Annotated in this window: 11 protein-coding genes; 6 read left to right on the plus strand and 5 right to left on the minus strand. The window is 42.5% G+C overall.

The features are described from left to right. Nucleotides 1-4 precede the first annotated feature (4 nt). On the minus strand, nucleotides 5-433 hold the full coding sequence (locus G9Q97_RS22240) for a response regulator (RefSeq protein ID WP_166151055.1): 429 nt from the start codon (nucleotides 431-433) through the stop codon (nucleotides 5-7). Nucleotides 434-1,088: 655 nt separating this feature from the next. On the opposite strand from G9Q97_RS22240, the gene G9Q97_RS22245 reads away from it, so the two are divergent. Then, complete coding sequence (locus tag G9Q97_RS22245; RefSeq protein ID WP_166151057.1) at nucleotides 1,089-1,556, plus strand: bactofilin family protein; 468 nt, start codon at nucleotides 1,089-1,091, stop codon at nucleotides 1,554-1,556. 26 nt (nucleotides 1,557-1,582) lie between these two features. On the opposite strand, the gene G9Q97_RS22250 is transcribed toward G9Q97_RS22245, so the two are convergent. Continuing rightward, on the minus strand, nucleotides 1,583-2,125 hold the full coding sequence (locus G9Q97_RS22250) for a hypothetical protein (RefSeq protein WP_166151059.1): 543 nt from the start codon (nucleotides 2,123-2,125) through the stop codon (nucleotides 1,583-1,585). 279 nt (nucleotides 2,126-2,404) lie between these two features. On the opposite strand from G9Q97_RS22250, the gene G9Q97_RS22255 reads away from it, so the two are divergent. The 4 genes from G9Q97_RS22255 to G9Q97_RS22270 all read left to right on the plus strand — a co-directional run bounded on the left by G9Q97_RS22255 (nucleotide 2,405) and on the right by G9Q97_RS22270 (nucleotide 6,711). Continuing rightward, on the plus strand, nucleotides 2,405-2,905 hold the full coding sequence (locus tag G9Q97_RS22255; RefSeq protein WP_166151061.1) for a hypothetical protein: 501 nt from the start codon (nucleotides 2,405-2,407) through the stop codon (nucleotides 2,903-2,905). 54 nt (nucleotides 2,906-2,959) lie between these two features. Continuing rightward, nucleotides 2,960-4,156 carry an Nramp family divalent metal transporter gene (locus tag G9Q97_RS22260; RefSeq protein WP_166151063.1) on the plus strand — a complete coding sequence of 399 codons (1,197 nt, stop codon included), beginning with the start codon at nucleotides 2,960-2,962 and terminating at the stop codon, nucleotides 4,154-4,156. Nucleotides 4,157-4,611: 455 nt separating this feature from the next. Then, nucleotides 4,612-5,628 carry an NAD-dependent epimerase/dehydratase family protein gene (locus G9Q97_RS22265; RefSeq protein WP_166151065.1) on the plus strand — a complete coding sequence of 339 codons (1,017 nt, stop codon included), beginning with the start codon at nucleotides 4,612-4,614 and terminating at the stop codon, nucleotides 5,626-5,628. Nucleotides 5,629-5,631: 3 nt separating this feature from the next. Beyond that, complete coding sequence (locus tag G9Q97_RS22270; RefSeq protein WP_166151067.1) at nucleotides 5,632-6,711, plus strand: dihydrodipicolinate synthase family protein; 1,080 nt, start codon at nucleotides 5,632-5,634, stop codon at nucleotides 6,709-6,711. Here G9Q97_RS22270 and G9Q97_RS22275 read toward each other — a convergent pair. Further along, nucleotides 6,696-8,504 carry a GDSL-type esterase/lipase family protein gene (locus G9Q97_RS22275; protein ID WP_166151069.1) on the minus strand — a complete coding sequence of 603 codons (1,809 nt, stop codon included), beginning with the start codon at nucleotides 8,502-8,504 and terminating at the stop codon, nucleotides 6,696-6,698. The two genes, G9Q97_RS22270 and G9Q97_RS22275, sit on opposite strands and share 16 nt — an antisense overlap. Nucleotides 8,505-8,728: 224 nt before the next feature. On the opposite strand from G9Q97_RS22275, the gene G9Q97_RS22280 reads away from it, so the two are divergent. After that, nucleotides 8,729-10,861 (plus strand): hypothetical protein, encoded by a 2,133-nt coding sequence (locus tag G9Q97_RS22280; protein WP_166151071.1) that lies wholly within the window; start codon nucleotides 8,729-8,731, stop codon nucleotides 10,859-10,861. A gap of 98 nt (nucleotides 10,862-10,959) precedes the next feature. On the opposite strand, the gene G9Q97_RS22285 is transcribed toward G9Q97_RS22280, so the two are convergent. Together G9Q97_RS22285 and G9Q97_RS22290 are read right to left on the minus strand one after the other, a co-directional pair. Beyond that, entirely contained in the window at nucleotides 10,960-11,664 is a 705-nt protein-coding gene (locus tag G9Q97_RS22285) for a 3-keto-disaccharide hydrolase (protein WP_166151073.1), read from the minus strand. A 34-nt stretch (nucleotides 11,665-11,698) separates the two neighbouring features. After that, nucleotides 11,699-13,789 carry a BNR-4 repeat-containing protein gene (locus G9Q97_RS22290; protein ID WP_166151075.1) on the minus strand — a complete coding sequence of 697 codons (2,091 nt, stop codon included), beginning with the start codon at nucleotides 13,787-13,789 and terminating at the stop codon, nucleotides 11,699-11,701. Nucleotides 13,790-13,813 lie beyond the last annotated feature (24 nt).

Raw genomic sequence — 13,813 nt, forward strand, 5'->3', positions numbered from 1 at the left:
TCCATCAATTGATGGAATCTTTATTTTTGGTGATGACAATGTTTTTATCGAACAGATTGTAGATCTCGGTAAATACCTGTGGATATACGGGTTTTTCAAGGTAACCGATTACCTGTGGATATTTGTTGGATCTGGCTTTGTCTGCAGGGTCAGTGGAAGAAGTCACCATGACCACCTGAATTTTGTTTTTATAGGTTTTTTCCTGCAGCAATTCCAAAAATGACCATCCATCCATTACAGGCATGTTGATATCCAGAAAGACCAAAATGGTATCAAAATCATCTTTCCTGTTTTCGAGAATCTGAAACGCAAGTTTTCCATTCTCTGAAGTATGTATCGGGCCGTTAATTGGTGATGTTTTGACAATTTTCTTTATATAATGTAGCGTCAAAATATCGTCATCCACAATTATGGTTTCAAGTTTCTGTTTCATGCTGCAACTTTAATTTAACCCGGAAATCCAGCTTTTAAAATTTAATCTTCTGTATTTCGAATTTATGACTTAATACAAGATAAACAAAACCGAATTTAAAAAAATAAGGTTTGAATTCAAAAAAATAACCTGTATTCAAATATATATAAACGAAAAAATATTAATTATAATTTTAAATTGTTTGGCAGGTATTGTGTTTTGGCCTGTTTGCTAAAAGTTTCAATTAAAATGGTTTTTATCATTGGATAAACCTCACTCATAAAATCTTTAAACTAAAGTGGTCTGAATAAAAAAAATAATGGAATCGGGATAATAGTTCTAGATTTATGCATTTGGGTACCTGTTTATTGAGCTTCATATCGGTAGGTTTTGATTAGTGAAAATAAATATTAAAATAAGTATATAATATTTTATTGCCTTTTAAGAATAAATTTGATAAATGGCCTATTAAATGAGTATAAATAACAATGAAAAATTAAAAACCAATAATATATACGGTAAAAATAATTTAAATTACTAGAAAATGCTTTGTAAAATTATTTCTTGCACATCATTTTTTTAAGTTCTATATTTAAAATATAATTAGAGATTATTGTATTATTTGAACTAGGTAAATTAATCACTTAAAGCGTTTTTAACTAAAAAAGAAAAGATCATGTGGACCTCAGAAAAAAAATCCAACCCTGCTATGGATGGGCCAAGTTCAACCTCCTTTTTTGCTCCTGGGTTCAGGATGATAGGAGACATCGATTCCAGTAATGATATTAGGGTTGAAGGAATCATCCAGGGCAACCTGACTACTACCAAAAAGGTGATCATAGGCAAGACCGGACAGATCATTGGCAATGTTAAAGCCAGTCACATTTCAATTTTAGGGGAGGTTGTAGGTGAGGTTGTGGCTACAGACATCACCATCATTGGTGAAACTGGTGTAGTTCATGGTTCGGTACTTTCCAATAAAATAAAAATTGAAACCGGGGCTGAAGTGGAAGCTTGTATTAAGAAATACAGTGAAAACAAAGAAATGAATAAAACTGAAAAAGAGGATAATAAGAGTAAAATTGGCAAAATAAAAGACAACAGTCTCCATCCACAGCTGATGAAGGAATCTATTGAAAACTGAGCTAGGTCATATAGCGTGCTAAGGGATCAATTGTCCCTTAGCGCTGTTTCTTTTCTAAAATTTTGTTCTCCCAATACCATTTCTGAAGCCAGCTTTGCGATTTTTTCTAAGCTGCGGTTTTCCGGTAGGGATTCGTTCAATACTTTTATTATTCTTCCTTTTTGATTCAGAAAGTAGACGGGATTTTTACTTTCCGGTTTTTTCAAAACAGGCGATTCAATTAATTCGGTTTCTTCATTCTCCGTTTGGTAAAATATAGGGAAGATCAAATCCTCACTCACATAGGAATTAACCCAGTTCACAGAATTAAGGTGTTCATCAAATGATTTACAGTTAAATCCGATCAAGTGAAAATTCAGGTCTTTTAGCAATTTTAACCTCTCCAGAAACGATTTCTTTTCCAAATTATTCCTTGGGATTATCTCTGATGGGTTGATGTATACAATTGTCTTTTTGTCCTTTATCATCGATTGGAAGAAGACGTTTCCAAAATGGGTTTTCACAAGTAGATTCGGAAAATCGCTTTGCTTTTCAATTTCGTGGGGGAATATTTTTTTAGTTTTCATCATGGGTAGGGTTCTTTTGGTAGCAATCATTTTGTATTATGAATATAATAAAAAATGATTGAAATATTAAGAGATATAATGACTTTCCTATTAAAAACTGATTTAAATCATTTAATAATCTAATTAATAATAGCCCAGATCATAATACTAGATTCGCCTTTACTTTTTTAACAAGTTGCTGACGGGTCCATTTCTGGTCTGTTTTTTTTAAGGATGCTGCCTGCAGAAATGTTCGATCGAAACGATTAATTTTGTACCTTGATTTTTCAAAGCAACAATACTATGGATTCAGGAACGATATTCTATATCATTGCCATCATCATTTATTTTATTTACACTTCTTTTGCCAAGAAGAAAACCCCTGAAATGGAGAATGATCCGGAGACAACCGAAAAGGCCCCTAAGAAAGGTCCTTCATTTGAAGAGTTGCTCAGGGAAATTCGGAATGACCAGTCAGAGAGAGAAAGGGATCTGGAATACGATGGTGAAAAAGAGGTTACGGAACCGACACCTGAATTTTCCAGAAAGCCGGCTAAGCCGGAACATGCTAAAATTCCCGAAATTGAGGGTTCTTATAAAGATCCGTACCGGGATATCAAGCAACCCTTGGTAAAATTGGATGATCAGGTGGATCTGGAGGATGACAAAAAGATCCTGGGTGAGGTAGTGGATGTAGCTGAAGAATATTCAGGAAGGAGCAAATATGCCAGGATTTTAAAAAATACCGACTCTGCCAGAGATGCGGTGATATTAACTGAAATTTTCAACAGAAGACATTTTTAATTGCCATCAGTCTCAGTAAAAAAGCAATTCCCTGATGTATAAATCTATTAATCTGTGATTATTCGCTGGATAAAATCCCTGGGGCCGGGATTGATTACTGCCGCTTTGGTGTTTGGGCCGGGAAGTCTTACCATTACTTCCAAACTAGGGGCAGTTTATGGCTATCAGTTACTTTGGGTGATCCTTGTAGCCGTTGTTTTAATGTTAACCTTTACCGGGATGGGGGCAAGGATTGGCCTGGCTGCAAATACTTCCCTGATCAATCTATTCAGAGAAAAGTGGGGAAATGCAGCAGCATGGATTGCCGGATTTGGTCTTTTCTTTGTAACAGCCTCTTTTCAGGCAGGAAATACCGTTGGCGCGGGTCTGGCTCTTTCCGAATCCCTGGGTGGGGCAAATGCCCAATGGATTGTATTTATTTCATTATTGGCGATTTCATTGCTGTTTTTCAAGAGTTTTTATAAAGTATTGGAAAAAGTGATGATTCTGATGGTGGCCATCATGCTGATCTCTTTCCTTCTTACGCTTGTCCTGGCTCCTCCTGATTTTGGAGAGGTAGTAAATGGATTGATTCCTGCCATACCCAAAGATTCTTTTGTTTTGGTCATTGCCCTGGTAGCATCCAGTTTTTCCATTGCTGGAGCATTTTACCAGTCCTACTTGGTCCAGGAAAAAGGCTGGAATAAATCTCAAAAGCAAGAAGCCCTTACCGAAAGTTTTACAGGAATAATGGTTTTGGGTATCATCTCATCTATGATCATGCTGAGTGCGGCCACAATTTTGTATCCTAAAGGTGTGGGAGTAAGTTCAGCCGGTGATATGGGACTTGCTTTGGCACCGGTTTATGGTCAGTTTTCCTTTCTGGTATTTATGCTGGGTTTGTTTGGGGCTTCTTTCTCCTCCTTACTTGGAAATGCCAGTATAGGGGGTACACTCCTGGCGGATGCCTTATCCCTTGGAAGAGACCTGAACGGCCTTCCTGTTAAATTACTGATTTCTCTGGTGATTGTTATCGGAGCTGCAGTGGCACTCATTTTTGGACGCCTTCCGCTGGAGCTGATTGTTTTTGCCCAGGGGATCACTATTTTTGCCGTTCCATTCATAGGATTTGGTTTGTTTCTGATCGGAAATGATGCTAATATCATGGGCGAATTGAAGAATAAAAAACTATCAAATATTCTTGGGGTACTTGGCTTGCTCGTTTTGCTTACCCTGGCGGTTAGCAACGGTATAAATTTATTTTTGAAATGAATAGTACCCGAATCATATTTGAAATTCAAAACTATGGTAAACCTTATGTTTAATTCATTAAATCAACCATGTTGAAATCCTCGCACACAGGGATGATTATTGGCCATGCGCATTTCCACCGAAAAAAATAGGGTCAGGCCAACCCGACTTATATGAGGGTATTTTATGAGCTTTGAAAATCAAAATATAATCCAATGAAATCGAGCCTGCCTACCGGACAGGCAGGCATGACGAGAACGTCAAACAGTGGGATGATTATAAAGCATATGAGATTCCCTGTCCGACTACAGGCGGGCGTCTGACCGCTAAAAATAATTTATAAACAGGTGAAATCGACACGAGTAAAACCATCATTAAATACACAGGGCAATCGATTATATCAATCGTCAAAGATTCCCCGTTCGACTGGCGTTATCCGGGCGGACATATGACCGCTAAAAAACTATGATAATCAAATGAAATCCATAGCAGAACTTGAAGAAAAACTCAGTAGCCCCTCTAAAGCGCTCATTAATGACTTAAGAAGGATTGAGGGGGACATTATTATTTTGGGAGTAGGAGGAAAGATGGGACCCAGCCTTGCAAAACTGATCCTAAGAGCTGTTAATTCTGCCAACCTGAAAAAAAAGGTAATCGGTGTCTCACGATTTTCAGACGCTGGCACAAAGGCCGATCTTCAGGACCACGGCCTTCAGTGTATCAGTGCCGATTTATTGGATGATGAAGCGTTACAGGCCCTTCCCCATGCTGAAAATGTAATTTATATGGCAGGGAAAAAATTTGGAACCTCCGGAGATGCACATACTACCTGGGCCATGAATGCCTACCTTCCCGGCCGGGTTTCAGAAAAATATAAAAATTCGAGGATGGTCATTTTTTCCAGTGGAAATATTTATCCTTTTGTACACTATGCCTCCGGCGGTGCCACGGAAGATACAGCCCCAGAACCTCTGGGTGAATATGCCCAATCATGCCTGGGCAGGGAAAGGATATTTGAATATTACAGTCATCGCTATGGTATTCCCATGCTCATTTACCGGTTGAATTATGCCATTGACATGCGTTATGGAAACTTACTTGAAATAGGGAAAATGGTTTCCGAGGGACAAGCCATTGACCTGAGAAGCGGACATATGAACGTCATATGGCAAGGGGATGCCAACGAAATCGCCATCCGAGCGCTCTTACACACAAGCAGCCCCCCAAAACTGCTTAACGTCACAGGCCCTGAAACCATCAGTATTCAACAGGTGGCGGGTATTTTTGGAAGGATTTTCGGGAAGGCTCCGGTATTTAAAAATGAACCGGACCCTTATGTATTACTCAACAATGCTTCCCGCTGTCACCGCATGTTTGGGTATCCCAGCACATCCTTGCTTGAAATGATAGAAATGACCGCTGAATGGATACTTCAGAAGGGAGAAATACTAAACAAACCTACCCATTTTCAGGAACGAGAAGGAAAATTCTAAATCATGAATCAAATAGACCCCCAAAAAAACAAGTATTTGCAGGAAGGCCTGGTCATTCCGGCCCATCCATTGGCCCTGGACTCCGGCAGGAAATTAGACGAAACCCATCAACGGGCGCTTAGCAGGTATTACCTGGCCTCCGGAGCTGGAGGTATGGCTGTAGCCGTGCATAGTACCCAGTTTGAAATCAGGGATAAAAAACATGGGCTGCTGGCGCCTGTACTGAAAATGGCCATGGAAGAAGTGCAAGCAGCAAAACTGGAAAAGCCTTTTTTGATGGTTTCGGGAATTGTTGGGGATACAGATCAAGCCCTGGAAGAGGCCTACCTGGCCAAAAGTCTGGGTTATGATTTAGGCTTATTGAGTGCAGGGGGGCTGGGCGACTGGTCAGAAAGTAAATTGATAAAAAGGGCAGAGAAAGTCGCTGAACTGATTCCCCTTTTTGGCTTTTATCTACAGCCCTCAGCAGGAGGGAGGCTGCTCAGCCATGAATTCTGGAAGGATTTTGCAGCTATCCCAAACGTGCAAGCGATAAAAATGGCGCCGTTTAACAGGTACCAAACCCTGGATGTGGTAAGGGCTGTATGTGCCTCAGAAAGACGGCATGAAATTGCCCTGTATACGGGAAATGATGACAACATAGTGGCCGATTTGCTCAGTTCATTTTCCTTTATGGTGGACGGGCAGTTGGTGACCAAAAGGATCGTTGGTGGATTACTGGGCCATTGGGCCGTTTGGACCAGTCGGGCAGTAGAATTGTTGGCCAGGATAAAGCATTGTCTGGAAAGAGATGGGGAGGGATTAGCTGATCTCCTGGCTTTAGGTGTGCAAATAACAGATACCAATGCGGCAATATTTGATCCAAGCAACCAGTTCAAAGGTTGTATACCAGGTATTCACGAGGTGTTGCGACGGCAAGGTCTCTTGCAGGGAAGGTGGTGTTTGAATCCACAGGAAACACTTTCCCCTGGTCAAATGGAGGAGATAGAAAGGGTCTGTTCAGATTACCCCGAATTAAATGATGATGAATTTGTTCTCAAAAATCTTTCTCAATTTTTAAATCAAAATCAAGGGGCAAGGTAATATTCGAAAAAAGAGTAGATGATTTCATTGGACTCCTTGTTGGGGGAATGTTCTTTCCGATTGCTCATACCTACCCGGTTTTTTACACCGAAGAGTTCATTGGCTCTAAGGCTGTAATTCAGGGGAACCCAACGATCTACGGGATCTTCGGCACCCCCGGAAACCAAAAATGGTCTTGGGGCCATGAGTACATGAAGTTCATGCAAATCCATTTTATTCTCCAGCAATTCCGGATACAGGCCCTTTGCCGGGTTGTCTTCGGTCGGTAATCCTCTTTTTCTCCAGGGTTTTGGGTGGTATCCCAGGTACCATGGTTCCCAATAATTGATGTTTGGTTTATTCTGATCAAAAACAATACCTGGATCAGACCAGGCTGCAGCAGCATATTTTTCAAACAAACAGGAAGCGAACATCGCCCATTTTCCTCCATAGGAATGACCAGTGATGCCTATTTTGTCCGGATTTACCTCCGGTAGACTGGCCAACAAATGCCAGGCATTTCCTGCTGCATAGGCAAGCATGGATAAGGGTTGTACAGTGGCACTGTCTATATGGGGGTAGTAAATGGAATAGGTTTCATTTTCAGTAGTTTCTGTGGTGCCCAGGGAAAGGGTGACAAAACCCCTTTTGGCCAGTTGCAAAGCAAAATCCCTGTCGGGCTTCCCCTGTCCTATGGCTGTTTCCGGTTCATAATATACCGTTACCACAGCAGGGTTGTTTTTAGCACCATAGGGTATTGATAAATAACCTTCCGTCATTTGCCCCGGAACCCATTCAAATTTGATCTTTTTTTGTACAAAACTTTCTTCTTCCACCGTATGCAATACTTCAAAAGAAGGTGTGTTGATCATCTCGGGCCATTGACCCATGTGGTCGTGCCATTTTTTAAGGATCTCCTTTCTCCTTTCCTTCCAGTCTGCGAGGTCATTTACCACTGTGCCGTCCTCAAAAACGAAAGGATCACTGAAATCCCCTTCTACATCCTCATATTCATAAGGCACTGAAAAATAAGGTGCCAGTTCATCCCACTGGATCATTTTTTTCAGGTAGGCAGGAAAAGTTTGCCCCTCACTGGTGCCACTGCCTTCCACTCCCTGACCGAAAATAATACTGTCACCAAAAAAAACCATTTTCTTCTTTTGGTTGATTTTTTGGGTCGCTACCAGGAAATTAAAAATCTTTTCGGCAATGATCCGGTTGCCCTCACTGGTGGGATGCACCCCATCCGGTTTACCTGAATTCGCCACATTCATGATCAGGGATGCTTTTCCGGGATTCGGGGATTCTCTTTTGATGAATTCCTGATAAAGATCGATTGTTTTAAGACCGTTTGTTCTGGCCAGATCGGCAATGATCTCATTGGCTTTTTTTATTTTTACCAGGGGAGGAGAATCAAAAAAATCCAACTGGTACCTGTTGGAAATGGCATTGGTATCCACCGGGATAAGGTTTAGTAACACGGTTTCTATTCCTGCATGCTGTAGCCTGGTAATGATCTTTTGGTAAGCTTTGCGATAAGTTCCGTAATCCAAAAACTTATGCAGGTTGATCATGTCATGAATGCCTACCATGATGAAAACCATATCCGGATTTTCGCTGATGACATCCTCATCCAATCTTGCCAAAAGGTCCAGGGAATTGTTGTTTCCCGCTCCTTTGTTGATGATGCTCCATCTGGGTGCAGACGCCTCTTTGTCCATTAAGGTAGAATCCTTTACAAAGGCAGTCTCAGCCAAAGATAAATTCAAATTGGCCAGAAAACAGGCGATAAGGAAAAGATATTTGAAATGCATTTTTAATAATCTAAACCATGTTTTTTTAAATTTAAGAATTTCAAACTTAATTAACCAAGTAAAAATTATTATTTCGTAGTGTATCCTAATTATTTGTCAGCCAATATTTTATAATTTAAAATTATTCGGGGTTTTTTACCATTAATTTCTACCAATCCATAAATTTCAGAAATGTGAGGATAAATGTATATTGCCTTTTGTTTTTAACCAGTTTTCCATTTTCTATGTTAAGGTCCTGTTTTATTTTGTTGGTTTTCTATGCTTTGCTTTCTTGTAGCACAGGAAATTCGGAGGTAATACATGTTGTCGGTTCAGCCAATAATGATTTGGTACAATGGCTTGAGGGTGAAGGTTTTCAACTGAAATTCCATGAGGATCCCCTGGATGCGGCAGACCGCATGGGAAGAGGGGCCATCTTACTGCTACTTGCTGAAAATTACCCTCAGGAAAGGGTGGATATTCCGGAAGGGTTGATCGCTTTATTGGAGGAAAAGGAAATACGTTATTACCTGGAATACCCCTCCGATTTTGATGGGCTGGAAAGTACGGGGGAAATACTACAAACCAGGCTGGAAAGGGGAGTGGTGGTAGCGGATGATTTTGGTGACCAACTTCCGCCCATGCGGATTTTGGGCATAAACGATTGTCACCTGATCCCTGCAGCCGTAGATGATCCTTTATTGGTACTGGCAAAAGTGGCCGGTTTGGATCAAGCTGCTTATGGGCTGGAGGGGGTGCCGGTTTATCCTATATTGTATGCAAAAGGATCTGGTTTCATTGCCTTGACCAAGCTTTCTGATTTTGCAAAAGGGCGGTTTGGTCCCCAGGACCATTGGAAATCTGTGTGGGGCCACCTGATAAGCCAGCTTAGCGGCAAAACGTCATTTTCTTTTGATACATGGCCAAGGTATCTGGAACCGAGTTTTGATGAGAATGAGCCACTAGCCGATAAGGATAAAGTAAATAGTGTTAAAAGAGGAGTGGACTGGTTTTTTAAGGGGAATTTTTTCATTCATGAGGATTGGAAGGACAGGTGGTTGGAATATCAGGGAGATGGCACCAATCCGGTGGGTCCACCTGTACCTGGCTATTTACCAACAGGTGATGGCAGGGAAGGATTACTGGAAGGTCATTCTTCCAATATATACCATGATGGTAGCCAGCAATACCGCTACTGGATCAGGGCAGATGTTCAGGGGGAAGGGGCCTATGCCCTGGCCGCTGCAGGTAAGCTTTTGGATGAACAGGAATATGATAAGCGGGCAGTGAACCTGATCAACTTTCTGTTTCGGGAAAATTTACGGGGAGGGCCCAGGAGTCATCCGGATTCAGCTGCTTTTGGGCTGATAGGTTGGTCCCATACCCATCCTCATGTATATTATGGAGACGACAATGCCCGGGCAATTTTGGGCATTCTGGGAGCCATGGCACATCTGGAAAAGCAAGATTGGAATCAGGAAATACTCGAAGCCATATTGGGGAATTTCAGAACCACCGGTAAGAATGGATTCAGGATTAACCGTATTGAAAACCGCGATCTTCAACGGGAAGGCTGGAAGCATTACTGGAACAGGGATATCGTCAATCCTGCCCCACACTTCGAATCATGGATGTGGGCGGTATACCTTTGGCTTTATGACAAAACCGGCTATGAGCCCCTATTGGAAAAGACCAAAACCGCGATCAGGATTACCATGGAGGGCTACCCGGATGAATGGTTGTGGACAAACGGGATTCAACAGGAACGGGCACGGATGATTTTACCCCTGGCCTGGCTGGTGAGGGTGGAAGATACACCCGAACACCGGGAGTGGCTGGACACTGTGGTAAGCAAACTTTTGGAAAATCAGGAAGCCAATGGGGCAATCAGGGAAGAATTGGGGGGAACGGATAAAGGCAGGTATGGCAGGACCCGTTCAAATGAGGAATATGGCCTTCATGAGGCCCCTTTGATTTTTGAAAACGGAGACCCGATTGCAGACATGCTGTATACGAGCAATTTTGCTTTTTTCAGCCTCAATGAAGCTGCCCATGCTACCGGTAATCCACAATATCATGAGGCATTGAATAAACTTTCGGATTTCCTTACACGGATTCAGGTAAAAAGTGACCGCTTTTATGACCTGGATGGGGCCTGGTTTCGGGCGTTTGACTTTGACAAATGGGAATTCTGGGCTTCCAATGCAGATGTGGGATGGGGTGCCTGGGGTACGCTCACCGGTTGGACTCAAAGTTGGATTGTGGCCACACAGGTGTTGGTTTTGCAAGAGCAGAGCTATTGGGATTTGACTCAGGAATCTGATATCGCAGCACAGATGGAGAATCGCCTTGATCTCATGTTGGAGGATTATCAATAAAAACCAAAAATCCACAAAATCATCAGGTTTTGTGGATTTTTGAGTCCCCCAGCTTACCGGCAGGCAGGTGTGACCACAAAAAGCATTGCCAATACTGGTTAGGGCTTTTTGATTTTGATGTTTCTGAAATAAACTTTATCTCCATGGTCGGTTAGGAGTATATGGCCCTCTTCCAGTTCCCCATACCGGGCATCATCTTTAAATTTGTTTTCCTGCTTTTTATTCAGGAAATCCCTGCTGCCCCTTTGATACGTCACTACCTTTTTTCCATTCAACCAGTGGGTGACTTTATTTCCCCTGGCCACAATTTTTCCGGTATTCCACTCACCATGAGGCCGGAGAGTTTTGTTTTTGGGAGGATAAAAAAGGTAGGCAGCAGCAGTGGAACTCAGACCGTTTGGGTCTTCTTTTATTCCAGGATAATTAAAGTCGTCTATGATTTGGTATTCCGGACCGTTGACCATCATTTTACCGGTTTTTTCGTTGTAGATGGTGTCTACAAAATATTTAATGCCACTGTTGGCTCCTGCTGTAAGGTTAAATTCAAATACCAATTCAAAATCAGAGAATTTTTCCCGGGTTATGATATCTCCACCGCCCTTGCTATCCAAAAATAGCTGGCCATCTGCCACCTTCCATCCTTTTTCGGGAAATGAGCTGGATTGTTTACTACGCCATTTTTCAACGGAACTCCCATCAAATAGCATCTCGTATCCATTGGATTGGGCCAATGAAGGTGAAACAGGCAGTGAAAAACAAACAGCTACAAGGAGAAAGACTAAATGTTTTGGGTATTTCATCATTAAATTAATTTAGGGGGTTATCTTTTTTATTGGTTCATTTTAATGCCCAATCTATGGCATTTTCAAGTAATTGGAGGAAAGCGGGATGCGTGAAGTCGGTTGGGTAGCCCAGGGAGGTGTAAAACACTTTACCTTTTCCCGATTTCCTGGTGTAGGCAACGGGTGCTTTTAGCCCGGCAGAGCTTCCCGTAAGCAGGATCCTAGCCCCGGAGTCTACACTTTCTCCCATCAGGTACAGATTGCCCTGGCTTGTCCAGGGCTCCTCGGGGATACCCTTTAAAAGCCCTTTTCCTAATTTCTTCGCTGGCAAAACCTCCGTTATTGCGGTTGCCGGGCCATAACCCTGGTTTTCATGCCCCAATACCTCCGGGACAAATTCCCGCCAATCCTCAAATCCGGCAGGAATGTTATCTTCTCTTAGAGAAAAAGCATGATTGGCGGTTCTGATGCCCAGGACTGGTTTGCCTGCATCAATGTGTTTTTTTATCAATGCCATTTGGGCACTTGAAAGAGCAACTCTTCTTAAAAAAAAGACCAATAAATCACTGTTGCCGATATTTTCGAGCCCCGGTAAATGGAAGGCGTTTCTTTCCCCTTCACCGGTAATGACCTGAGTTTGGTATCCCTTTGCTTTGCCCAGTTTCATCGCATAATAGGGAATGGTCATATCTGCCGCATAATTGTCGGGATCTCTGCTGGTCAAAAAGGTGATTTTCTTCTTTCCCGCTTCCAACGTATTCTTTGCTTGAGGCAGAACCTTTCCATAGACTTTCAATTGGTAATCCCGGTAGCTGCTGTAGCGACCAGAAAGCCAAAGGACGATTTCTCTGTTTTGGTCTGCCAGGACAATCGGCCGTATATTGTCTGCTTTGGATTGGTAGGTTACCGGACTAAAGTGCCAGCTTTGATGCTCGTCCAATCTTTCTGCCCTGAAGATTTCATACCTTCTTTCGCCATCCACCAGCATGGGTGATCCTGTTACCGGATGGGCATCTGCCGAAAAATAGAGTACATTTTTATTTCCGGGGTGGAGGCTGATCAGTCCGGTATATTCATTTTCCCCGGGATACAACCGGCTTCCTGCAAATGCGATTTCCTCTTCTATCCATTCGCTGCCATCCCAACGGGCATAGTGATAGCGGTGGTCAAAACCTCCCAGGGAAGTATGAATGGTTTCGCCCCTTGTTATGGGGTCTTTGGTAACAGAAAAAACCAAATAAGGGAAACCCGATTCATCTAGCTGAAGGTCACTGGTCCAGGCCACATCTGTCCTTGTATTCAGGTCTCCGTCATAGATTAGGGTGAAATCCGAAGGCTTCAAATCACTGGTATCGGCGGTACTTAACGGGCCCACCAGACTTCCATCTGATCGATAGGCATTTCCATTCTCCAGGTAACCATGGTAAATGTTGTTATTGAAATGGCGCGGATGACCATCCGTGGTAATGAAGTGTATCCGCCGCTGTCCATCGGAAGCATATTTGAGATAGGATCTGCCCTCAAACTGAAATAGCCTTCCTCCAAATTCCCAGCTTTCCCCTTCATCTCTGGAAAGCAGGTAATGCGGATTGTTCTCATTGCCCCTGAAAAAGTTAAAGGTTTCTCCAGTGGCTTCCAGGTAAAAGAGATTGGCATAGCAAACCCTTCCATTGGTTTCAAAAACGGATTCATCCTGCCACTTCCTTATATCCAGACCCGACTTGGTGCTTCTGTACCTCACCAGGCTGTCTATGCTGTGACCGGCGTAGACCGTAAGTAATTTCCCATCAGGCCTGAGCATGAGGGCTCCCACATTGTGGTCATCTGGCGGCAGGGTGCCCCGGGTCAATGTTTTTGTAAATGTTTCATTATTGGACAAATCCCACTCGCTGACCGTGTTATAGCCCTCGGCAGTAACTCCCGTAAAAAAAACCTTGTCCTCCACCAATAAAGCACGTTTGTCCTGAAACCAGCACCAGCTGCCATCCTCTGACAATAGTTTGGGCTGAAACGGATCCTCATTTTCTCTCAGGGAGTCCTGGGAAAAACAAAATGTGGAGCTGATATAGAAAAACAAACATGCAAAAAGAAAGCATGTTTTGCCAGATATTAGGGGAAATTGCCAAATTTTGATCAAGGATATCATGGGGTTAATTTAAACTATCCTTGC

The organism is Cyclobacterium plantarum, from assembly GCF_011290685.1.
GTDB classification, from domain to species: domain Bacteria; phylum Bacteroidota; class Bacteroidia; order Cytophagales; family Cyclobacteriaceae; genus Cyclobacterium; species Cyclobacterium plantarum.